This is a genomic window from Enterobacteriaceae bacterium ESL0689 (assembly GCA_029433525.1).
Classification (GTDB): Bacteria; Pseudomonadota; Gammaproteobacteria; order Enterobacterales; family Enterobacteriaceae; genus JAQTIF01.
Genome location: JAQTIF010000002.1, coordinates 654561 through 678300 on the forward strand (window position 1 = coordinate 654561; position 23740 = coordinate 678300).

General features: G+C 49.5%; 16 protein-coding genes and 6 pseudogenes. 12 read left to right on the forward strand and 10 right to left on the reverse strand.

The window, feature by feature from the left end:
• Window positions 1-10 precede the first annotated feature (10 nt).
• The 4 genes from terC to PT300_14865 are packed head-to-tail and all read right to left on the reverse strand — an operon-like array spanning window position 11 to window position 3288.
• On the reverse strand, window positions 11-1051 hold the full coding sequence (gene terC, locus PT300_14850; protein MDF7681791.1) for a tellurium resistance membrane protein TerC: 1041 nt from the start codon (window positions 1049-1051) through the stop codon (window positions 11-13).
• 23 nt (window positions 1052-1074) lie between these two features.
• The gene (gene terB / locus PT300_14855; protein ID MDF7681792.1) at window positions 1075-1530 is read right to left on the reverse strand and encodes a tellurium resistance membrane protein TerB; all 456 of its coding nucleotides are present in this window, start codon (window positions 1528-1530) and stop codon (window positions 1075-1077) included.
• A 22-nt stretch (window positions 1531-1552) separates the two neighbouring features.
• Window positions 1553-2704 (reverse strand): TerD family protein, encoded by a 1152-nt coding sequence (locus tag PT300_14860; protein MDF7681793.1) that lies wholly within the window; start codon window positions 2702-2704, stop codon window positions 1553-1555.
• Complete coding sequence (locus PT300_14865) at window positions 2701-3288, reverse strand: tellurium resistance TerZ family protein (protein ID MDF7681794.1); 588 nt, start codon at window positions 3286-3288, stop codon at window positions 2701-2703. Before PT300_14865 ends, PT300_14860 begins: the two co-directional genes overlap by 4 nt.
• Window positions 3289-3599: 311 nt before the next feature.
• Between PT300_14865 and PT300_14870 the strand changes: the two genes are divergently transcribed.
• The 6 genes from PT300_14870 (at window position 3600) to PT300_14895 (ending at window position 9399) form a co-directional block, all read left to right on the forward strand.
• A complete protein-coding gene (locus PT300_14870; GenBank protein ID MDF7681795.1) occupies window positions 3600-4658 on the forward strand; it encodes an ATP-grasp domain-containing protein in 1059 nt (352 codons plus the stop codon).
• Window positions 4659-4669: 11 nt separating this feature from the next.
• On the forward strand, window positions 4670-5812 hold the full coding sequence (locus tag PT300_14875; GenBank protein MDF7681796.1) for a phosphoribosyltransferase domain-containing protein: 1143 nt from the start codon (window positions 4670-4672) through the stop codon (window positions 5810-5812).
• Window positions 5805-6578 (forward strand): hypothetical protein, encoded by a 774-nt coding sequence (locus PT300_14880; GenBank protein ID MDF7681797.1) that lies wholly within the window; start codon window positions 5805-5807, stop codon window positions 6576-6578. Before PT300_14875 ends, PT300_14880 begins: the two co-directional genes overlap by 8 nt.
• Window position 6579: 1 nt before the next feature.
• Window positions 6580-7659, forward strand: coding sequence for a cysteine protease StiP family protein (locus PT300_14885; GenBank protein ID MDF7681798.1), 1080 nt, complete (start codon window positions 6580-6582; stop codon window positions 7657-7659).
• Window positions 7659-8615, forward strand: coding sequence for an HpcH/HpaI aldolase/citrate lyase family protein (locus tag PT300_14890; GenBank protein ID MDF7681799.1), 957 nt, complete (start codon window positions 7659-7661; stop codon window positions 8613-8615). Before PT300_14885 ends, PT300_14890 begins: the two co-directional genes overlap by 1 nt.
• A gap of 325 nt (window positions 8616-8940) precedes the next feature.
• Window positions 8941-9399 carry a tellurium resistance protein TerW gene (locus PT300_14895; protein ID MDF7681800.1) on the forward strand — a complete coding sequence of 153 codons (459 nt, stop codon included), beginning with the start codon at window positions 8941-8943 and terminating at the stop codon, window positions 9397-9399.
• 327 nt (window positions 9400-9726) lie between these two features.
• Here the strand turns inward: PT300_14895 and PT300_14900 are convergent.
• The 6 pseudogenes from PT300_14900 to PT300_14925 form a co-directional block, all read right to left on the reverse strand.
• Window positions 9727-10131, reverse strand: a pseudogene (locus tag PT300_14900) (Rpn family recombination-promoting nuclease/putative transposase).
• Window positions 10082-11743, reverse strand: a pseudogene (gene ltrA / locus PT300_14905) (group II intron reverse transcriptase/maturase). Before ltrA (PT300_14905) ends, PT300_14900 begins: the two co-directional pseudogenes overlap by 50 nt.
• Before the next feature lie 599 nt (window positions 11744-12342).
• Window positions 12343-12986: pseudogene (locus tag PT300_14910) on the reverse strand (Rpn family recombination-promoting nuclease/putative transposase).
• A gap of 123 nt (window positions 12987-13109) precedes the next feature.
• A pseudogene (locus PT300_14915) lies at window positions 13110-13586 on the reverse strand (hypothetical protein).
• Window positions 13537-15198 (reverse strand): annotated as a pseudogene (gene ltrA / locus PT300_14920) (group II intron reverse transcriptase/maturase). The pseudogenes PT300_14915 and ltrA (PT300_14920) overlap by 50 nt, the downstream one beginning before the upstream one ends.
• Before the next feature lie 599 nt (window positions 15199-15797).
• Window positions 15798-16454, reverse strand: a pseudogene (locus PT300_14925) (Rpn family recombination-promoting nuclease/putative transposase).
• A 655-nt stretch (window positions 16455-17109) separates the two neighbouring features.
• On the opposite strand from PT300_14925, the gene tssB reads away from it, so the two are divergent.
• From tssB to hcp, 6 genes are all read left to right on the forward strand, one after another.
• Entirely contained in the window at window positions 17110-17610 is a 501-nt protein-coding gene (gene tssB, locus PT300_14930) for a type VI secretion system contractile sheath small subunit (GenBank protein ID MDF7681801.1), read from the forward strand.
• A gap of 46 nt (window positions 17611-17656) precedes the next feature.
• Window positions 17657-19207 carry a type VI secretion system contractile sheath large subunit gene (tssC, locus tag PT300_14935; protein MDF7681802.1) on the forward strand — a complete coding sequence of 517 codons (1551 nt, stop codon included), beginning with the start codon at window positions 17657-17659 and terminating at the stop codon, window positions 19205-19207.
• Window positions 19208-19488: 281 nt separating this feature from the next.
• On the forward strand, window positions 19489-20826 hold the full coding sequence (gene tssK / locus PT300_14940) for a type VI secretion system baseplate subunit TssK (GenBank protein ID MDF7681803.1): 1338 nt from the start codon (window positions 19489-19491) through the stop codon (window positions 20824-20826).
• Window positions 20823-21476 (forward strand): type VI secretion system protein TssL, short form, encoded by a 654-nt coding sequence (gene tssL, locus PT300_14945; GenBank protein ID MDF7681804.1) that lies wholly within the window; start codon window positions 20823-20825, stop codon window positions 21474-21476. The genes tssK and tssL overlap by 4 nt, the downstream gene beginning before the upstream one ends.
• Before the next feature lie 6 nt (window positions 21477-21482).
• Complete coding sequence (locus PT300_14950) at window positions 21483-23186, forward strand: OmpA family protein (protein MDF7681805.1); 1704 nt, start codon at window positions 21483-21485, stop codon at window positions 23184-23186.
• A gap of 14 nt (window positions 23187-23200) precedes the next feature.
• On the forward strand, window positions 23201-23692 hold the full coding sequence (gene hcp, locus PT300_14955) for a type VI secretion system effector Hcp (GenBank protein ID MDF7681806.1): 492 nt from the start codon (window positions 23201-23203) through the stop codon (window positions 23690-23692).
• Window positions 23693-23740 lie beyond the last annotated feature (48 nt).

Genomic DNA, 23740 nt, shown 5'->3' on the forward strand with positions numbered 1-23740 from the left:
TCAGCTGAGATCAGCTTTCTTTGTTTTCGGCTTCCGGTTTTTCCGGAAATATGACACTGGCAAGAATACCGAGAGCCAGTATACCCAGTACGACATACAGGCTGGTGGTCGCAGAAAAGCTGTAACCATGATGCCAGATATGATCGGTAGCGCTCAGACCCAGCTTAAACGCAATAAAGAACAGCAGGACAATAACGGCTTTCTCCAGCTGGGACAGGTACTGTTTCAGGGCTTCCAGTACAAAATAGATGGTTCGCAGGCCCAGTATTGCGAACATCATTGCGCTATAGACAACCAGTGGCTCCCGGCTGACTGCAATAATTGCCGGGACAGAGTCGAAGGCAAACATCACATCAGAGAGTTCCACCACAGCCACACATAACATTAATGGGGTAGCGTAAAGCACCGCTTTTTTCAGTCGCCCAACAGAGATGTCTTTGTTTTCTGGCTTAGCTAGTTCGGCATCCACTTCTTTTTGGGTCAGCAGAAATGCATGTCCGGACAGTTTCGGCCAAATCGGGAAGAAACGTTTAACCAGACGATAAGCAAGGTGCTGAGAATAGTCCTCAATTTCGTCATCATCATCCCCGCCTTTGAGCATCATGACCGCAGTCCAGGCAACAACAACGGCAAAGAGCAGCTCGACATAGGGGCCAAGACTAAGCAGACCAGTACCGATCACAACAAAAATGCCCCTGAAAATGATGGCACCAATAATCCCCCAGTACAGAACCCGGTGACGGTAACGATCGGGCACAGAGAACCAGGAGAAAATCGCCATCATGACAAACAAGTTATCAACTGACAGCACCTTCTCAAGTGCATACCCGGTGACAAACAGGCTGGCAACCTCGGCACCGTGATGTACATACAGGAAACCGGCAAAGACCATCGCGACGGCGACCCAGAAAATGGACCATAAGGCCGCGCTTTTGAGCGATATCGGCTGGTCATGTCTGTGCATGAACAGGTCAATAAAGATGGCGCCGACTGACAATGCAATAAAGACTGCCACTGTTTCAGCTGGAAAACCGATGTGAGTGGAAACCATATCGTACCTTTATTTGTGGTTTATCAGAGGCCAAATTCAGCCGGGTCAAACCCCAGTGAACGGGCAATTTCACGGACGGCACTCTTCTCATCATCATCGAAATTGCCATCACTTTTAGCCACAGCAATACCGACACGGAGAGCCAGTTGGGCTGCCTCAGGCTGGTCTTTCAGGGCGAGGATATACTTCGTCGTTTCGCCTTTTCCAATTTCCAGATCAAAGTCGAAGCTGGTCACCAGTTTGTTAAAAAACTCGATAACTTCTGTTGTTTCGAAGACTTTCAGCTCTTCTGATGAGCGCAGAAATCCAATCATCTTCTGTTTTTCTTCTGAGCTCACACCATCGCTGGCCACAGCGATGCGGGCACATACCGCGACAGTACCCTGCATAAATTTCTTGTTTTTGTAACGACCTACCTGCCGGGTCAGTTCATCACGACCTGAAGTCAAAGCCCCTTTTACTTTGTCGAAAAAATTCATTATCACACCCTCATCATTGCGTTTATTTGGAACCTCTGGACCAGCGAAACCCCCAGCCGTAAGCACGGTCCATTTCTCCCTGGTCGTTGAAGTACTGGTTAACACGTTCCACACGAATCGAACCGTTCTCGTTGACCAGACGAGCAATCGCACACAGCGTAAGTTTGTTATTCCCCTCAGTCAGACGCGTTTCAATCGGTGGTTGATCCGGAACATGTAATGTCACTACGCCATCGGTTTTGTCCCAGCTGGGCACCCCCTGATAGATAAAGGCATAAATCAGTACCTGGCGTATTGCTTTCCATTCCCGGCCATTGATGTGCAGCCATTCACCATCCTGTGCCTCGCCGGTGCGATCATCTCCCTGAAGTTGAACATATGGCTCAGTGTGATAGTTACCAAAAGCATTACCGAGCGCCTGAACGACAGACTTGTATCCATCTGCCAGCTCAACGAATGCGCCTAAATCCAGGTCTATTGCTTTGTTCGAACCGAATATCCCACCCAGTATGCCTCCTGATCCCGAACCACGATGCCAGTTCAGATTAATGCGGATCTCACCGAAATTATCTTTTTTGGCAAGGCTGATGGTTGGTTTCTCTTTGGTCAGAGAAACTTTGCTCAGGTTAACTTTAGGAGGTGCGGGAGGTGCTGGCGGCGGCGTGACGGGAGTGGGTTCGTCAGCCACGTTTACGCCATAATATTCAGCGAGCGGTTTCAGGCCACCATTGAAGCCCTGGGCGATAAAACGAAATTTCCACTCGCCATTTCGCCGATAGAATTCACCGAGGATCAGTGCCGTTTCCTGGCGACCAGCAAGTTCTACCTGACCACTGATCAACGATGTATCACCCTTTTCAATCTGTATGGACAGATGATTCAGGGAGGAAACCGTGTGGTTACCGTCACAGGTGACCGTGAAAGCGATTTTCTGGACGTCAGGTTTTAAGCGTGGCAGGTCGACGATAAAAGTGCTATTGGTTCCTTCAATATTAAAACTGACTGAGCCATCTTCATTACGGGGTTGCCCGTAAAAGACCATATCGCTGTCTCCCCGGACTTTACCGTCGGCGAACAAACGGAACGCGGAAGCATCAATGGCGCCACCAGAGAGGATCCTTACGCGGAGCTCCTGGGCAGGTATGGGGGCATTGCCCCCCGGTGTCAGATTCATGCTTTTACCACCGTGCTGATGATATCGTGATGCATATCTTCGATTGTTTGGCCACTGCTTGCTTTACCGTGAGCGGTAAAGTCCCAGTTACCGTTATTGCGTCGCAGGGAAGCGATAATAATACCGGTATGTGGGCCTTGTTCCGTCAGCTGATAACGTGCTAGTTCTTTATTCGTCTGATCCACGACGCGGCAGAAAGCGTTATCCACATCATTGAAAGATTGACCACGGAAACTGTTCACGGTAAAAGCGAGATATTCAACATTTGCCGGTAATTTTAAAAGGTTGACGTGGATGACTTCATCGTCACCGTCACCTTCGCCTGTCAGGTTATCCCCGGAGTGAACAACGGAACCGCAACTGGATTCCAGGTTACAAAACCAGATAGTGTCAATTTCATTACCTGCGGCATCCATCAGAACGCAACTTGCGTCCAGGTCTATGGCGTCATTGCCACTAAAAAGGCCACCAAATAATCCTTTCTTCTTTTTTACAGGATCCCAGCCCAGTCCGAATTGAAGCTGGTTGAGAGCGGTGGTTTGTTTGCTGAGTGATACCGTCTGGTTTTTACTTAAAGAAACCATATTCATTCCTTAAAAGGTATTGATTGAAACTTTATAAAATTAATACTCAGATAAGCCGCATTGGAATCATATCATGACAAAGTTCACTCGCAAGATAAAAACGGGCATAGCTTCATGATTTACGTTTCATTACATTGCTTCTTCTCATTAATATTTATTTTATATTTTTGTTGTGTAAATGTTTTATTTTGTTTTTTGGAAATTAAAAAACAACAAAGGTTTATCATATTATGATTGACACTGAGCGTGGGCGTTCTTAGACTCAGATATCATAGAATACTTATTCTCTCTTCAGGCGATAATAATAAAATATGAATAAGAAAATTTGGTTTATGGAAGGATTATCCTCCCAACGCGACATTATTCTTGGAGTTAAATCATTTGCGGAAAAGGAAAATCAGAATATTGCTCTCTTTTCGTCTCACCGTAATGAAAGAAATGAAATTTTGTCCGTTGCTGATTTTTCAATTATCGAGCCAAAAGAGGAACAAGAACGCCTTTCTTTTATTCATTCGATTACCGAGGATCATGGCATAAGTGCAATTCATACGGGTCGTAACTGTCAATGGTTTGAAAGGCACCGGGAAAATATTCAACGTTCTGGTGTCCACCTGACTACCGGGGCAACGGGTATTCGCTGGCTTGAGTTAGCCGACGACAAAGTGACTTTTTCTGAATTTATGCAAAAAAATGGACTTCCGGTTGTCCCGTCGGTTCGGGTCAAAAATGTTGATGAGCTTCGCGCACTGCTGAGTGATCCCCCTTTCTCTTCTGATTACCTCTGCATTAAACCTGTCACCGGCATTTATGGCATGGGATTCTGGCGTTTTGATGACACTGTCTCCCCGGTCGCTTTTCTCAACAACCCTGATAGCCGTGTTATCCACCCCTCACAGTATCTGGCTGCTCATGCCCGGATGGACAGCTTTACGCCACAAGTACTGATGCCCTATTTACCCGGACCTGAATACTCTGTGGATATGGTGGTCAGCCAGGGCGAAGTGCTTGCCGCTATCGGACGACGCAAGGAAGGAGCACTTCAGTATCTTGAAAATGAAGGTGAAGCCATTGAGCTTGCTGTTACCTGTGCAGCGTTGATGCATGCAGATGGGATGGTCAATGTTCAGACCCGCCATAATGCGGATGGCAGACCGGTACTGCTGGAAATTAACATGCGTCCGTCAGGCGGGATTGGTTATACACAGCACAGTGGCGTGAATTTGCCCGGACTTTATGCTTTTCATACCCTGGGACTGATGGATGCGGAACAGGTTAGGCACTCAGCGAAAACTAACTTCTCACCTGCCGTCGTTCGCGCCGTCACTGATGTTCTTCGATATCCGGTGTCATTGACTAACAAAATCCAATGATGGAGATGAATATGTCATTACTGACAGAACTCAATACTTACAGAAAGAATTTATCCTGTGGTCGTATCGAGGTGAGCAGTGAAGATACCGTTTACCCCCTGTCCGATCTCTTCGATATCGCCGAACGCCGTAACCCTAAGCGTGTCTTTCTGTTTGTCAGCAAGGTACTGGGGCGACATATCCCGGTATCCCCCCGGGTGATGCGAAACGTATACCAGCAGCTCGCGGGCCAGTTTATTGAGTCGTTAGAAGGGCCTGTTGTCTTTATCGGGATGGCTGAAACTGCTGTGGGTCTTGGTGCTGGTGTGTTTCATGAGGTTCGGCAGTCTCACATTGATTGTGTTTATCTGGCATCAACCCGTCATCCCGTTGATGGTGATCTGCTCTGTGAGTTTAAAGAAGAGCATAGCCATGCCACAGACCACCTGATTTACTATCCCGTTTCTGCAAGGATGCGGCAAACTGTGGCGGAGGCGCAAACACTGGTACTCGTGGATGATGAAGCCACGACTGGAAAAACGTTCCTTAATCTTATCGCCTCCCTGCGTGAATCGGACGCCCTCAAACGCTTGCAACGGGTGATTATTGTCACGCTCACCGACTGGAGCGGAGATGCGATCCTTCGGCAGTGTCCCCTGCCGGTACATACCGTATCCCTCATATCGGGAAGCTGGCGCTGGACGCCAGATCCTGACGCCCCTCTGCCGGTAATGCCCCCGGTGAATGTCACTTCCAGAGGGAGTGTGCCTGTCACCGGTAAACAGTCCTGGGGACGGCTCGGAATGCAGGAACCCGCAAACGATCTGGGCCTCCATGTGCAGGTATCTTCGGGAGAAAACATTCTGGTGTTAGGTACCGGGGAATTCGTCTGGGAGCCGTTCCTGCTGGCTGAACGCCTTGAAGCGGCAGGTGCTCAGGTTGTGTACAGTTCCACGACCCGCTCACCGATTTCCATCGGTTATGCGATCCAGTCCTCCCTTGCGTTCAGTGATAACTACGGACTGGGTATCCCAAATTATGTCTATAACGTTACCCATCAGCAGTTTGACCGGATCCTGATTTGTTGCGAAACGCCAGCTTCCAGCGTCGATCCCCGCCTGCTTGAAGCACTTTCCGTTGTTGCCCCGGTTGTTGAGGTCATTACTTATGAATAACCCTGTTGTATTAAGTGATCTTGATGACACGCTGTTCCAGACGCGCCGAAAAATGGTCGATGAACTTGCGCTTGAACCATTCCGGACAGCTGCACTGGACCGAAACCTGACGCCACGCAGCTTTATGACCGAAGAGCAGGCCATGCTGGTGGACTGGTTACTGGAAAACGCCGACCTTATTCCGGTGACTGGCCGGGGGACAGAAGAGATTAGTCGGGTTCAAATCCCATTTCGTTCATGGGCGGTAACCACGCATGGTGCGGTGATCCTGCGCCCGGACGGTACACCAGACAGTGACTGGCGTGCCCATATGTTAAAGCAGCTCTCCCCTTATGCTGAGCGTCTGACATCAATGCAACATACGATTACCGAACTCATGGCTGCGCGCGGGATCGATGCCTGGGCGCGGATTAATTACGAGTATGAGGGCACACCCGTTTATCTGGTGATGAAGCATCGTGACAGCACAAAGCTTGATGAGCTGAATGCTATCGGAGATGAAGTCGAACACATTTTTTCGCCGGACGGTTTTTATATCCATCGCAACAATAACAATATCGCCTGGTTACCCTGCCCGGTAGAAAAAGGGCTGGCCGTTTCGTGGCTGCTGGAGAAGCTCCGCCATGAGCGCGGCATTTTCCCTGTGATAGGACTAGGAGACAGCCTGAGTGATCACCGTTTCATGAAACTGTGCAGCTGGTTTGGTCTGCCTCGCCAGAGCCAATTTGCCGAGGCCATTTCACAGCACATCTTTGGGGGGAAATAAGATGTCTCACATCACCCCGTTTTCCGGTTCGTATAAATCTGAAGATGTTCAGTTTCTGCTGAAGCCCATTGTCATGGAAATGACCCCGGTAGATATCAAGGAGACACTGATTCAGTCAGGGAAAATGCATTATTCCGACATGCTGAGTCAGGAGCCAGAACCCACGCGGTGGCATCTGGATCTCTTTGCGCGTGCACTGGATTCTGGCGCGGCACGACTGGCCAGGGAGGTCTCTCAGCTTGCTCGTGAGCTGATCCGTCGCACAAGAGAAGAGCCTGTTGTCCTGGTCAGTTTGGTCAGGGCGGGGGTTCCACTGGGGGTTATGCTACATCAGGCCCTGCGTGCGATGGGAAAACAGTCTTACCATTACGGGATCAGCATCATCCGCGACCGGGGAATTGATATAACCGCGCTTGATTATATCGAATCACGTCATAGTACGACCGGCATTGTGTTTGTTGATGGCTGGACGGGTAAAGGCGCCATTAGCGGCGAATTGTCCCGAACACTCAAGGGACGGGCGGGATATCCTGAACACCCCCGTTTGGTTGTGCTGGCGGATCCCTGTGGATGCGCCTGGCTTGCCGCCAGTGATGATGACTGGCTGATCCCGTTCGGTATCATGGGTGCGCCTGTATCGGGATTAATTTCACGCTCAGTCTGGGCAGAGGACGGATTGCACGGTTGCGTGGTCTGCGATCACCTTCGGTCTTATGAATGCAGCCAGATGCTGGTTGATACGGTCGCACAATTCCGCAAGCCACTGGATGAGAGCTCGCTTCCTCCCCCAGACTGGCACCCTGGGGATAATATGGCTCGCTGGCAGCTGAGTCGAAAAATTATCCACAGCCTTGCTGTTCGTTATGACGTGGACAGCATTAACCGTATTAAGCCGGGCATCGCTGAAGCGACGCGAGCGGTGCTGCGTCGTGTACCTGATCATGTTTTGGTTCGCCAGATCAATGACCCGGATGTCTCTCTTCTGGTTGGACTGGCAAAAGAGAAAGGTATCCCGGTGACAGAAGCCGGAGATACACTCGGTCAGTATCGTGCGGTTACCATTATCAAAAAGGTACGCTGATGAAAAAAAAATTGACCCCATGGGATCTCGGAGCCACGCTTTATATGCCTGCGACACGCAAGGACATCGCAGAGGTCGTTCTGGAGGGAAAAATAGCAGGACTACGCTCTCTGGTGGTCTGCCTGGAAGATGCCGTCAGCGATCATGATATCCCTCATGCAATTCAGAATCTTTCACTATTTTTGCAGCGGTTGCGTAACGCAAGAACCATTAATGCTGATGAGAAGTGGCCGCTGGTATTTATCCGCCCACGCCATCCTGATATGGGAAAATGGTTAACGGCAAATATGGACTTGAGTGCCGTTGATGGTTTTGTACTGCCCAAATTCAATCGTTCCACACTCCCCATTTGGTGGGACATCATGGCCAGAACCTCATTGATGATGATGCCAACCCTTGAAACCGAAGAGGTCTATGACGTTATCAAAATGCAGATGCTCGCAACTGAGCTTTCGAGTCATGACTGCCGTGACCGCATAATCGCTTTGCGGATCGGCGGAAACGATCTGATGAACGTGGTGTCTCTGCGGCGACCACGGAATCTGACCCTTTATGACACGCCTATAGGCTATGTCATAAAAATGCTTGTATCGGTATTCGCACCACGTGATTTTGCACTGACCGCACCCGTATGCGAACACATCGACGATCATGGGGTACTGGAGCGAGAGCTCTCGATGGATATAGCTCATGGACTGGTAGGTAAAACCGCCATTCATCCGGATCAGATTCGTGTAATAGAAGAGGCGTTTAAGGTGTCCCCTGGTGAGCATGCCGATGCATTACGTATTCTCAACGCCACTCAGGCAGTCTTTAAATCCCGGGGGGCGATGTGTGAACTGGCTACCCATCACAGATGGGCGCTGGGGCTTCTGGATCGGAGTCAGGTTTACGGACTGACTACCGGGCAAACCCCGGAAGGAATAAGGCTTATGCCAGTATCTAAGCAGCACTAAGGAAGCATTTATGGGATTCAGATTTCGACAATCGATCAGCATTATCCCGGAGGTCAGGGTAAATCTGAATATAGGTTCCCGTGGAGCCTCACCAGGAAAGTTACGCAAAATACGTGCATGGTTGTCTGTTGAGATTAGCCACGAACGAGCACATGATTTCCTGGCGTGTTCGCCGCTCTGGCATCGAAAGTATTAATTTTGGGAATCGGCATAGCGTTGATCCCATTGAAGCATTGGGTTATAGAGGACTTATCCGGAAAATGAGCTCAACTTACCATTTTCAGCCAATAGAGCCACTGACCCAAATGGCAGGTACTGACTGAATATGCAATTAAACACCCGACAGGAAAGAGTATATACCCTGGCTAACCTACTGGGCTCAGGAAAACCTGTATCAGCAGCATTTATTACCGCGACGCTGGCTTGTTCTGAACCGACTCTCAGCCGGGCGCTTAAAGAGCTGAGAGAAAGCTACTTTGCTGAAATCAAATACAATAAAGCGAGTCACTCTTATCAGCTGGTAAACTCCGGATTACTGGATAAGAAAATACTCAAGAGAATGAGTGAGGCACTAAGCCTTAATACTGATTTAAAAACGCATGATCATAGTTCACGGGTTGTACTGGATAAGGATATAAAAACTTCCGTTTCCCTGTCTATTCGACGCCGTATTCTTCGCAAAATTGATAAGCTAGCTACGCTAAGTGGAGCGTCAAGAAGCGAGACAGTAGAAAAATTAGTCGAAATGAAAATTGACGAGGCTATCATCGCGTTTCATAAATGATTTTAATTAAATGTCGTAGATCATACCCTGTGATATTGATACGACAGGTGTCAGGTCGGATTGTTGGCGTTGAAGTAGATTATCTCGAAAAAAGAATCAATAAATGAGTAGCACAAGCTCATCAGACGGATGGGTTGCGGCAGAAATAGCTGTATTAGCTTAGACCTGATTTGGCGGTCACCGGTTATTTATACAGGTATCTGTCAGATTATATCTGGCTTAAGAGTCTGCGCCAGCAATGCCGGGGGATAGAATATTTTTATCGTGTACGGTTAAATAAGCTGTTACTGTTATCTATATAGTCAGACAGCAACAGCTGGCAAAGGATCAGTGGAGCTCGTCTTCTGTCAGACCGGTCATTTTAATAACCGTATTGCGGTCAATGCCGTTCTTCAGCATAGTGCGGGCCACTTCGAGCTTACCTTCATGGCGGCCTTCATTATGACCCTCCCGTCTGCCGAGCTGGATACCTTTCTGAATACCCTTCTGTTCAAGCTGTTGTGCGATGGTCATAAGAGTGTCTCCGTGTTGCGGCACACGCTGTGCCAGTTCGCGTACCAGGGCTTCGGCGTCGGCTGTTTCGCCCGCGTCGGGTAAGGATACGACATTACTGTCGTATCCTCCCCTAAGAACGGAGCGTGCGAGTTTCCCCGCACTCCGCTCAAATCTCTAGAAGCTCATCTTGTTTGATTGAGCCAGCATTCTGACTGTGTATTTGTCGATGGCAGTTAGGATGAAGTAGAATCAGATTACTTAGATGATCTTTTCCACCTTCACATTTTGGGATCAAGTGATGTATGTGCCAGCCTGACTCCTGTGAGATTTTCTGGTTACATGCAGGGCAGAATGTTCCTTGCCGTTTCCATAATTCTACAACTTTTTTCCTTCCATGCTGACTCTGTAACCAAAGATAATCCATGCGTTTTTCAAAGTAAGGCTCCCAAGCTGGATCGTATGGGTTTGCCTGACCTTTTATCTTTACATGACGCTTTATTGGTGTGGAAGATGCCAGCTTGAGCGTATGTACCTTCCCTTCAACATCCCTGTCACTGAATATCCAGTCTTTCATATCCTTTCTTATGAAGTACCGTTTTTTTATCCAGAGACAGTTCTTTTTAGGGTGTCTTCTTCTACACCAACGCCATAGCCTTTGCCAGATTTCATGATCAACACGACAAAAATAACTTTTGAGTTCACATGTCGGTGATAGTTTACCCAACCTATAATAATGGGATTGAGTAATCTGATCAGGTTGACTTGTGTAACCGTTTTGTTATTTTTAACAACTCCGCGTATCTTATTAAGGAAAATTTTCAGGTTCTTCTTTGATGGTTTTATGATTAACTTACCATCGTACCTTCTGATATTTTGTCCTAAAAAATCGAACCCTTCCGCTACATTTGTTATCCTGGTTTTCTCTTGTGACAGAGTAAGTCCTCTCTTTGCCATAAATGCTTCAATGATTGGTTTTACCTCATTTTCAAGCAATTCCGGTGAGATACCAGTACAGATGAAATCATCTGCATAACGTACGTAGTTTACCTTGTGACTGTTGGCCTTTTTTGTTCCTTTCCGACCAAAGTGATCGATAAGTTCCTTTTCCAGACCATCAAGGCACATATTTGCCAGAACAGGAGAGATAATACCGCCCTGTGGCGTTCCGGCCTTTGTTTGGAAAAAAGCTCCATTTTCCATGAATCCAGCTTTCAGCCATTTCCTCAGCACTTCCTTATCCATAGGGATATTAGAAAGTAACCAGTCGTGGCTGATGTTGTCAAAGCAACCTTTTATGTCCCCTTCCAGTACCCAATCTGCTGCGATCTTCCTCGCAAGGAGGATATGCAACTGAACAATTGCATCAGCCGTACATCTGGCTTTTCGAAACCCATAGCTGTTATCGTCTGCTGTTGATTCTGATACTGGTTCAAGTGCCATCAGGTGTAAAGCCTGCATAGATCGGTCAAGCATCGTCGGTATCCCTAAAGGTCGGCGTTTGCCGTTTGCTTTTGGGATATAGATCCTTCTGAGAGGACGTGGTTTGTAGCCTGTCTTTTCAGAAGTACGACGGCTTTCCATTTTAAAGTCGGGGTTGTCCATACTTCGCCATCAACACCGGGGTTGTTTTCCCCTTGTTTTCAGTAACTCGTTTTATAGCAATTATTTTTGCTGAAAAGGAGCGAACAAGCATACGCTGTAAAGATTTAACCTTGCGCCACTGCTTATTCCTGGCTGCTTTCGCGATACGTAACTGTAGTTTTCTCACCAATCGGTAATGAATTTCCCAATCAATCGAGTGCCATCCTTCAAGGCGCGGAGCCGCAGATACATGGGGAAATGTATTCATCTTGCCTGCTCCCTTTTGAAAACTTTACAGCTATTTTCACGATTAGAGACTCGACGGAAGTCTGCATATTTTCATATTAGGGCAAAGTTCGAACCCTTATTCGCTCCATTACAGAGTGACATTCGCTTTTTCCGCCATCCTTTACCCGCATAACTAAAGGCTTTCCTTACGGTCAGCTTGCCCATTAGGCAGTGATACGGGCTTACCGAGTTCCACTTAACATACAAGTTCTGGGTTAGGTTCTGTCTGTCCGCCGGTGATTCTGATGCCCATGTGTTCTTTGTACAAAGAAGAACAGCCTGATCACTTACCTTTTGGTTCAAGCCTGTCATCATCTTTGGCTTGTTCTATCTAACGACGTTTATCAACAGTTCACTTGTGTTAACCTTGCCAGACAGCCAACTTTCTATCTGTGTGATGCTCACAAATAACAAACATACCTCACGGTTGTCCGCCATATTTACTGGAAAGCGATGTCTCTGAGGCTTATCCACCTTCCGTTACCAGAAAGAAGATCTCAGATAGGCTACTACTGATGGGACAGTAGGTTTTATAGAATTTACTCTTAAAACAATATGTTAAGCGACTTCTCGTCGCACCTGTACGATATAGTGTACCAGTGATACGACCAGTGATGAAGAAAGATATCCGGTCAGTAAAACAGGCACCAGCCGATCGACCAGTTCGGCCATATCCCGCTGATGAATATGCTTTTGTAGCAGTGTCAGAGCCGCCATACTGCGGTGGCCTGCGATCTCATCATCGGGAATAACAGTAACATCGACCAGCGGAAAAGCCCGGCTGTAGAGCTGGCCAGCGAGAGCCGGATCATCAAATTCGTCCAGCCAGCGGGTGGAATACGGATACCGGTATAGAACAGTAGCGGTATCACCAGCGGCAATTTCTTGTGCCCGGCCTCAAGGTGGCGCTGCATGGCCGCCACGGCATAGCGGATGAGACGAAAGGCCATGTGTTTGTCTGGCGTCGACTGGTGCTCCACAAGGACGTGAATGTACCCATCGCCAGCGGTGGTTTTCAGGCTGTAGAGAATGTCGCTGAAATACTGACGGAGATCATCCTCGACAAACGAGCCGGGCTCCAGTTTCAGGGTGCTGAGATCGCAAACGGCGCGTAGTTCTGCCGACAGATGGATCTCCATAAAATCACGGGCAACATCCGGTTGCGTCAGAAACTGCCGGAATGTGGCATCGTGGGGAGTAGGGGAGCGGTTTTTCATCATCATCCCTGGGTTGAAAAATGACAGGGAGATACTATCACAGTCTGAATTATTGGGTGAAAAACGGATTGTTCAGAGCCTGTCCCGTCAGGCTAATTTTATAGTCAGACAGCAACAGCTGGCAAAGGATCAGTGGCGAATCTGCGTTAGCTCGTCTTCTGTCAGACCAGTCATTTTAATAACCGTATTGCGGTCGATACCGTTCTTCAGCATGGTGCGGGCCACTTCGAGCTTTCCTTCCAGCCTACCTTCATGGCGACCTTCCAGTCTGCCTTCATGGCGGCCCTCAAGCCTGCCTTCATTGAGACCCTCCAGTCTGCCAAGCTGGATACCTTCCTGGATACCTTTCTGCATACCCTTCTGTTCAAGCTGTTGTGCGATGGTCATAAGAGTGTCTCCGTGTTGCGGCACACGCTGTGCCAGTTCGCGTACCAGGGCTTCGGCGTCAGCGGTTTCGCCTGCGTCGGGTAAGGATACGACATTACTGTCGTATCCTCCCCTAAGAACGGAGCGTGCGAGTTTCCCCGCACTCCGCTCAAATCTCTAGAAGCTCATCTTGTTTGATTGAGCCAGCATTCTGACTGTGTATTTGTCGATGGCAGTTAGGATGAAGTAGAATCAGATTACTTAGATGATCTTTTCCACCTTCACATTTTGGGATCAAGTGATGTATGTGCCAGCCTGACTCCTGTGAGATTTTCTGGTTACATGCAGGGCAGAATGTTCCTTGCCGTTTCCATAATTCTACAACTTTTTTCCTTCCATGCTGACTCTGTAACCAAAGATAATCCATGCGTTTTTCAAAGTAAGGCTCCCAAGCTGGATCGTATGGGTTTGCCTGACCTTTTATCTTTACATGACGCTTTATTGGTGTGGAAGATGCCAGCTTGAGCGTATGTACCTTCCCTTCAACATCCCTGTCACTGAATATCCAGTCTTTCATATCCTTTCTTATGAAGTACCGTTTTTTTATCCAGAGACAGTTCTTTTTAGGGTGTCTTCTTCTACACCAACGCCATAGCCTTTGCCAGATTTCATGATCAACACGACAAAAATAACTTTTGAGTTCACATGTCGGTGATAGTTTACCCAACCTATAATAATGGGATTGAGTAATCTGATCAGGTTGACTTGTGTAACCGTTTTGTTATTTTTAACAACTCCGCGTATCTTATTAAGGAAAATTTTCAGGTTCTTCTTTGATGGTTTTATGATTAACTTACCATCGTACCTTCTGATATTTTGTCCTAAAAAATCGAACCCTTCCGCTACATTTGTTATCCTGGTTTTCTCTTGTGACAGAGTAAGTCCTCTCTTTGCCATAAATGCTTCAATGATTGGTTTTACCTCATTTTCAAGCAATTCCGGTGAGATACCAGTACAGATGAAATCATCTGCATAACGTACGTAGTTTACCTTGTGACTGTTGGCCTTTTTTGTTCCTTTCCGACCAAAGTGATCGATAAGTTCCTTTTCCAGACCATCAAGGCACATATTTGCCAGAACAGGAGAGATAATACCGCCCTGTGGCGTTCCGGCCTTTGTTTGAAAAAAGCTCCATTTTCCATGAATCCAGCTTTCAGCCATTTCCTCAGCACTTCCTTATCCATAGGGATATTAGAAAGTAACCAGTCGTGGCTGATGTTGTCAAAGCAACCTTTTATGTCCCCTTCCAGTACCCAATCTGCTGCGATCTTCCTCGCAAGGAGGATATGCAACTGAACAATTGCATCAGCCGTACATCTGGCTTTTCGAAACCCATAGCTGTTATCGTCTGCTGTTGATTCTGATACTGGTTCAAGTGCCATCAGGTGTAAAGCCTGCATAGATCGGTCAAGCATCGTCGGTATCCCTAAAGGTCGGCGTTTGCCGTTTGCTTTTGGGATATAGATCCTTCTGAGAGGACGTGGTTTGTAGCCTGTCTTTTTCAGAAGTACGACGGCTTTCCATTTTAAAGTCGGGGTTGTCCATACTTCGCCATCAACACCGGGGTTGTTTTCCCCTTGTTTTCAGTAACTCGTTTTATAGCAATTATTTTTGCTGAAAAGGAGCGAACAAGCATACGCTGTAAAGATTTAACCTTGCGCCACTGCTTATTCCTGGCTGCTTTCGCGATACGTAACTGTAGTTTTCTCACCAATCGGTAATGAATTTCCCAATCAATCGAGTGCCATCCTTCAAGGCGCGGAGCCGCAGATACATGGGGAAATGTATTCATCTTGCCTGCTCCCTTTTGAAAACTTTACAGCTATTTTCACGATTAGAGACTCGACGGAAGTCTGCATATTTTCATATTAGGGCAAAGTTCGAACCCTTATTCGCTCCATTACAGAGTGACATTCGCTTTTTCCGCCATCCTTTACCCGCATAACTAAAGGCTTTCCTTACGGTCAGCTTGCCCATTAGGCAGTGATACGGGCTTACCGAGTTCCACTTAACATACAAGTTCTGGGTTAGGTTCTGTCTGTCCGCCGGTGATTCTGATGCCCATGTGTTCTTTGTACAAAGAAGAACAGCCTGATCACTTACCTTTTGGTTCAAGCCTGTCATCATCTTTGGCTTGTTCTATCTAACGACGTTTATCAACAGTTCACTTGTGTTAACCTTGCCAGACAGCCAACTTTCTATCTGTGTGATGCTCACAAATAACAAACATACCTCACGGTTGTCCGCCATATTTACTGGAAAGCGATGTCTCTGAGGCTTATCCACCTTCCGTTACCAGAAAGAAGATCTCAGATAGGCTACTACTGATGGGACAGTAGGTTTTATAGAATTTACTCTTAAAACAATATGTTAAGCGACTTCTCGTCGCACCTGTACGATATAGTGTACCAGTGATACGACCAGCGATGAAGAAAGATATCCGGCCAGTAAAATGGGCACCAGCTGATCGACCAGTTCGGCCATATCCCGCTGATGAATATGCTTCTGTAGCAGTGTCAGGGCGGCCATACTGCGGTGGCCTGCGATCTCATCATCGGGAATAACGGTAACATCAACCAGCGGAAAAGCCCGGCTGTAGAGCTGGCCAGCAATTGCCGGATCATCAAATTCGTCCAGCCAGCGGGTGGAATACGGATAGGGGGTGCGCTTACTGGTATAGAACAGTAGCGGTATCACCAGCGGCAATTTCTTGTGCCCGGCCTCAAGGTGGCGCTGCATGGCCGCCACGGCATAGCGGATGAGACGAAAGGCCATGTGTTTGTCTGGCGTCGACTGGTGCTCCACAAGGACGTGAATGTACCCATCGCCAGCGGTGGTTTTCAGGCTGTAGAGAATGTCGCTGAAATACTGACGGAGATCATCCTCGACAAACGAGCCGGGCTCCAGTTTCAGGGTGCTGAGATCGCAAACGGCGCGTAGTTCTGTCGGCAGATGGATCTCCATAAAATCACGGGCAACATCCGGTTGAGTCAGGAACTGCCGGAATGTGGCATCGTGGGGAGTAGGGGAGCGGTTTTTCATCATCATCCCTGGGTTGAAAAATGACAGGGAGATATATTATCACAGTCTGAATTATTGGGTGAAAAACGGATTGTTCAGAGCCTGTCCCGTCAGGCTATTTGGGTTCCGGGCCGTCCCCGACATCCTCATCGATTGCCTGTACGCTGCGGTTTATCCGCGCTGTCCGTGTCCAGACTGGCTGCGCCAATAACCAAGTGGGCCAGACGCTTAATAATAAACACATCGTTATTAAATATATGACACCTCGTTTCTGCAACTTTATTCTTTTTTTATTAATTGGTTTTATAAATGAATTATTTGTGAGTTTGATTTTATTAAAGTGTTAAATAATGAGTATTGCCGCCTGGATACGGACAGTCCAGATAAATCACAATATGCAGGCACTCTATGAAGATATCATGCCCTGATTCGGAGAAAAATAGTGAATAACAGCGTCCTGATAAACCCGATACTTAATACCATCATATAGATATTCCAGTAAAACAATCGCGTTAACTGACTGAATCGGAAGCCAGCTCACATAATTTTCTTTACTTGTTTACAAAATAAAAAGTTAACGCAATAATAGCAAAAAAATCATACGGCCTGTCATTATGTTCTTTTTTATGTGTCTCTTTATCTGGCAGGACCTCCCCTCATAATCCATCCTGGAGACAGCCTTATGTCACAAAGTTTTCAAAGTGAGATCCCTAAAGCACGGATTAACATTTCTTTAGATTTACACACTGGCGGTGCACATAAAAAAGTGGAGATCCCACTAAAATTACTGGCAACTGGCGATTTCAGTAACGGCCAGGCCAGCGGGCCACTGGCAGAACGAACTAAAATTGATGTCAATAAAAATAACTTCGATGCGGTTCTGGCAGAACTGAATCCGCAAGTTAATCTGACGGTTAAAAATACGCTCGCGGATGATGGTTCGGAAGAGAATGTCCATCTGAACTTTCAGAGCATGAAAGACTTCACTCCGGAAGCGGTAGCCCGTCAGATCCCACAATTAAAAGCGATGCTGGCTATGCGTAACTTATTGCGCGACCTGAAATCAAACCTGCTGGACAACGCCACCTTTAAGAAAGAGTTCGGCAAAATATTACAGGATCCGGCATTAAGTGATGAATTGCGTAGTGAGCTTAACGCACTGTCAGCAGCGGGAAATAAATAATTTATTACCGGATCGTGGAACAACGAAATAACGGGAAATATTTCTTATGTCTTTATCAGTTAATAATGAAACGCAGTCGCAAGGTGCCGGTGCTACCGTAGAAAAGGTATTGCCGCAGGGTGGGGTGTATGCTTCGCTGTTTGAAAAAATTAACCTCAGTCCTGTTACATCACTGAGTGCGCTGGATCTCTGGCAGGACCCACAAGCCATGTCGGACACCACCGCCGATGAACGGCTGACGGCCAGCATGCAGGTGTTTATGGAGTGCCTGGCAAAATCCGACAGTAAAGTGGAAAAGCTGGATAAAGCCCTGTTAGACAGACATATCGCTGAACTGGACTATCAGATAGGTCGTCAGCTGGATGAAATCATGCATCACGCAGAATTCCAGAAAGTGGAAGCTGTGTGGCAGGGGTTACGCGGGCTAGTGGATAAAACCGATTTCCGTCAAAATGTCAAAATAGAGCTACTGGATGTCGCGAAAGAGGAGCTGCGTCAGGACTTTGACGATGCCCCGGAGATCGTCCAGAGCGGGTTGTACCGGCAAACTTATACTGCCGAATACGACACCCCAGGTGGCGAACCGATAGCGGCAATTATTTCCGCCTGGGAGTTCGATGCGTCAGCACAGGATGTGGCGCTGTTGCGTAATATCTCGAAAATTTCGGCAGCGGCGCATATGCCATTTATTGGTTCAGTTGGACCAAAATTCTTCCTGAAGAAAACCATGGAAGAGGTCGCAGCCATCCAGGATATCGGTAACTACTTTGATCGCGCTGAATACATCAAATGGAAATCCTTCCGTGAAACCGACGATTCCCGTTACATCGGTCTGGTCATGCCGAGAGTGCTGGGTCGTTTGCCCTATGGCCCAGACACTGTGCCAGTGCGCAGTTTCAACTATGTCGAACAGGTCAAAGGGCCGGATCACAGCAAATATCTGTGGACCAGTGCGGCTTTTGCCTTTGCGGCCAACATGGTACGTAGCTTTATCCGCAATGGCTGGTGCGTACAAATTCGTGGTCCGCAGGCAGGTGGCGCAGTACAGGATCTACCTATCCATCTGTATGACCTCGGTACTGGCAATCAGGTAAAAATCCCGTCAGAGGTCATGATCCCGGAAACCCGCGAGTTTGAATTTGCCAGTCTCGGTTTTATTCCGCTCAGTTATTACAAAAATCGTGATTATGCCTGTTTCTTCTCGGCCAACTCAGCACAGAAACCCGCTATCTACGATACGGCCGATGCCACGGCTAACAGCCGAATCAATGCCCGGTTGCCATATATCTTTCTGCTATCGCGGATTGCCCACTATCTGAAGCTTATCCAGCGGGAAAATATCGGTACTACCAAAGATCGCCGGTTGCTGGAACTGGAACTCAATACCTGGGTAAAAACGCTGGTCACAGAAATGACCGATCCCGGTGACGAACTACAGGCTTCTCACCCGCTGCGTGAAGCCCGTGTGGTCGTGGAGGATATCGAAGACAATCCCGGTTTCTTCCGCGTGAAGCTATACGCAGTGCCGCACTTCCAGGTGGAAGGGATGGACGTTAATTTATCTCTGGTATCCCAGATGCCGAAAGCGAAGTCATAAAGCGGAGAGAACGGGTGATGAAAAGTGATCGCTCTCTGTGGTGGAACAGGGGACAACGGGTTGACCAGCAGTACCACCCGCAGCCGGAACGGAACAGATTTTTCGCGCTCAGTGTCTCCGTTCGCGTCAGTATATTTTGTCGGGGTGTCAGTCATGACGGATGATATTTTGCGGATATCAGGTTGCGTGCCAACGCAGAACCGGTATCTCCCGCAAGATATGGGGGCGAGCAGATATCACAACGATCTGTCGGCGGAAAACAGCGCGCAGGAAGGCCGACAATGAAAATTTATCGTCCGTTATGGGAAGATGGTGCGTTTATCTATCCTCAGCAGTTCCAGCAACAGGATCGCTGGCAGGCACATCTTACTGACACGGTGGCTGGCATGGTCATTGCCCATCCGTGGGGTGTCATCAGTGCCGAATTTGATGACGCTGCACTGGCCTTATCCCGCCTCAGTGCTACCAGGCTGGTGGTGCGTTTTCAGGATGGCACGCTGGTGGATAGCGACATGGCCGATAACCTGCCGCCAGTTTGTACCCTGCCCGTCAGTGCGGACAGTGACAGTATGCTGGTGGTCGCCGCATTACCACTGCTCAGCGCCGGGGGCGGCAATCTGGATAACGGTCAGCAGAGTGAGCGCCCCCGTCGCTGGCAGGCGGAGCGGGTCAACGTTCAGGAGCTGGCGGGTCATGAGAGCAGTGAACTGGCTGTACTGCGTCATGCCGTCACCCTGCGGTTAGCCACTCAGGAAAACAGCGCCTACCTGACCTGTCCGGTGGCGCGGCTGGTGCGCAATGCGCAGGGACAGTGGGAGCGAGACTCGGCCTTTTTGCCGCCGTTGCTGGCGTTATCTGCCAGTCCGTCACTAGTGAGCGCGGTGGGCGATTTGCTGGTACGTCTGCAAGCGCGACGGCGACGACTGATGGCGATGCGACGGGAGAGCAATGAAAGACTGGCCGATTTTGCAGTGGCGGATGTGTCGCTGTTCTGGCTGCTCAATGCCCTGAACAGCACCGAACCGGTGCTGATGGAACTGTCACAGCACCCATCGCGCCACCCGGAACTGCTGTATCGCGAACTGGTGCGGCTGGCGGGCAGTTTGCTGACCTTCTCACTGGAACATGACACCTCAGATGTTCCGGCCTATCAGCATCAGGAACCGGAACGGATCTTTCCGCCACTGCTGATGTTACTGGATAAACTGCTGGAAGCCAGCCTGCCATCGCGGGTAGTGAGTATTGCGCTGACCTGTCAGGAGCAGATATGGAAAGGTTCGCTGCATGATCCCCGGCTGCGCGAGGGGGCTGATTTTTACCTCTCTGTGCAGTCGGCGATGCCCAATCACGAACTGCAGACTAAATTCCCGTTGCTGTGTAAGGCGGGCAGTGTCGATGAAGTACAGCAGGTGGTTAACTCAGCACTGAGCGGAGTGGTGATTAAGCCACTGAGTCGGGTTCCGGCGGCGATACCGCTGCGTCTGGAAAATCAGTATTTTGCTCTTGATCTCAGCTCAGAAGCGGCTCGCACCATGCTCGAAATGGGCAACTGTACCTTCTATACCCCCCTGTCGCTGGGTGAGGTGAGACTTGAACTCTTCGCGGTACTGCGCACATGAAATCATCCCTCTTTAAAGAAACGGAACGTATTTTCTCTCCCGGCTGGCGGATGGTCACCCAGTTACGTATCGGTCAGCCGATACACGATGGGGAAGCCCTGTATCGTCGTGCCTGCGAGCTGGTGGAGAAGGCGCGGGTAGCGCTGAGTGCTGCTGGTTTCAGCGATAGTCACCGCGATATAATGGTATATGCCCTGTGCGCCCTGCTTGATGAAAGCGTGATGAACCGTGGCACCACTGATGACGGCTATCTGACCTGGCACCGTGATCCGTTACAGGCGCGCTTCTTCGGCACCCTGAATGCCGGTGAAGAGCTATGGCAGCGTATCGGGGACTTGCTGAATGAGCCTGCTGCTGATCCAGTGGTATTGACCTGCCTGTATCGCACCCTGCAACTAGGCTTTACCGGCCGCTACCGGACGGAAAACAATGACCAGCGCGAAGCGACAATGCGTGCCCTCGCGCAAAAAGTGCCCGTGCTCGACCTCAGTCAATCCACACCGGTGGCGGTGCGGACAAGACATCTGTCCCACGGGCGCGGCCTGTACTGGTCAGGCTGGATTGCCAGCGTGATAGCACTGGCAGCATTGTGGCTATTCCTCTCTTCTTCTCTCACTGAGCTGGTGAGCCAGACCATTAATCCGGGATAAATCATCATGCGTAATGCTGAACGAATCGGATTAACAGCCACGGCTGCGGTACTGGCGCTGTGGTTGATTTTCGGCTTCTGGCCGCTGGCGATCGGCAGTCGTGTAGCGCTCAGCCTGCTGGTGATGACGGTCAGTGGTGGTTTGCTCTGGCAACAACGCCGGATCGCGCGACGCAGCACACAGATACAGAAAGAGATGACAGATGATGAGCTGCCGCCGGAAAACTATACCGGTGCGGTGGTGCTGGTGTGTGGTGACAGTGCGCCGCTGTTTGCTCCCGCTATTCGCCATCGGGAAAGTCGCCAGGGCTGGTATCTGCAGGTGGAGAGGGCGGAGCAGTTACCGCTGCTAATCCGTTATCTCAGCGATACTCGCCAGGCACTGCTGCCACGGCTTTTCCTGCTGCTGGCTATTGTGCCAGAACAGCACACCGACAGCGAAGCTTTTGCCAGCCAGCTGCGAAAATGGCAGCGGACGATAGCACAGTGCCGGAGTGTCACCGGGCATCTGCCACCGCGCGGGATAATCAGCTGGGTTTCACCACCTGCACCGGCTTTCGCGACAGAACCGCTGTGGTTGTCTGCCACCCGGCAACATCCTGATCTGATGATCTGTCACTCCGGCGCAGGTTTCCTGCCACTGACACAGTGGTGCCATGAAGATACCACGGGCTCTGCCCGATTGTGTCAAAGGCTGTGGCTGGAGAGTGTGCTGGACTGGCAACATGAAACACTGTACCCCATTGTGACTGCCCGCTCGCGCAACCTGCCCGCGCTGGAACCCTGTCTTCACGGTATCTGTCTGACTCCGGTAAACGGAGTGAGCGGAAATCTCTGGCAGCAGCATATTACCGCCTGTACCACCCTGCCACCGCCGGTAACAACCACACCTGAATTGCTGCCGTTGCCAGATGGTCTGCTGGCGGCGCTGCCCCGTATCCGGGGGATCAGCCCGCGGATGCGCTTCTGGCGTGCGGCTGGGGGACTGGTTGGGTTGTTTCTGCTGCTGGCTATGCTGGCCTCGTGGTTCAATAACCAGCGTCTTATCCGCCAGGTGAGTGACCATCTGGCGCTTTATCACACGCTCAGCGGTGACCCTGCGGCCCCTAAGCTACGGGCACAACAGCGCCTGCGTGCTGATGCGGCCTTGCTGGATGGCTGGCAACGTCGGGGCGAACCCCTGCGCTACCGGCTGGGGCTGTATCAGGGCGGGCGACTGATGCTGCCGCTGGAAACGGCGATCAGTGACTGGGCACCGTCACCGCCAGTAATTAAGCAAATTATCACCGGGCCGCAAACCATCCGCCTTGACAGCATGTCACTGTTCGACTCCGGGCAGTCAGCACTGAAAACCGACTCGACAAAAATACTGATCAACTCCCTGGTGGGCATCAAAGCAAAACCCGGCTGGCTGATTGTGGTCAGTGGTCACACTGATAACACGGGGCGTGCTGCACTGAATCAGGCGTTATCACTGAAACGTGCCGAAGCGGTGCGCAACTGGATGCGTGATACCGGCGATGTACCGGAGAGCTGTTTTGCGGTGCAGGGATATGGCGCAGATCGGCCGATTGCCACCAATGACACAGCGGCAGGGCGGGCGCTTAACCGCCGTGTCGAAATCAGTCTGGTACCGCAGGCGGATGCCTGTCAGTTACCTGGCATTACTCCGGCGTCACCCGAGACAGGTGACGTTACCACTCAACAATAAATGGAGAAATAAAAATGGCCATTCCTGTTTATCTCTGGCTGAAAGACGACGGCGGCGCGGACATCAAAGGGTCTGTGGATGTTCAGGGCCGCGACGGCAGTATTGAAGTGGTGGCACAGGAGCATAACCTGTACATCCCGACCGACAACAATACCGGCAAGCTGACCGGCACCCGTATTCACACGCCGTTTAAATTCACCAAAGAGATCGACTCCTCGAGTCCGTATCTGTACAAAGCGGTGACCACCGGTCAGACCCTCAAGTCGGCAGAGTTTAAGTGGTACAAAATCAACGACGCGGGTCAGGAAGTGGAGTATTTCAACACCAAACTTGAGAACGTCAAGGTAGTGAAAGTCAATCCGGTGATGCACGACATCAAGGACCCGGCTTACGAGAAGCACAACCATCTTGAGCAGGTAGAACTGCGCTACGAAAAAATCACCTGGACCTACAAAGACGGCAACATCATTCATTCCGACGCCTGGAATGAACGCGCCACCGCGTAATGACGGGTCGGGCTGGCGTTAGCCAGCCCGTGATGAGTGGATTTCTGT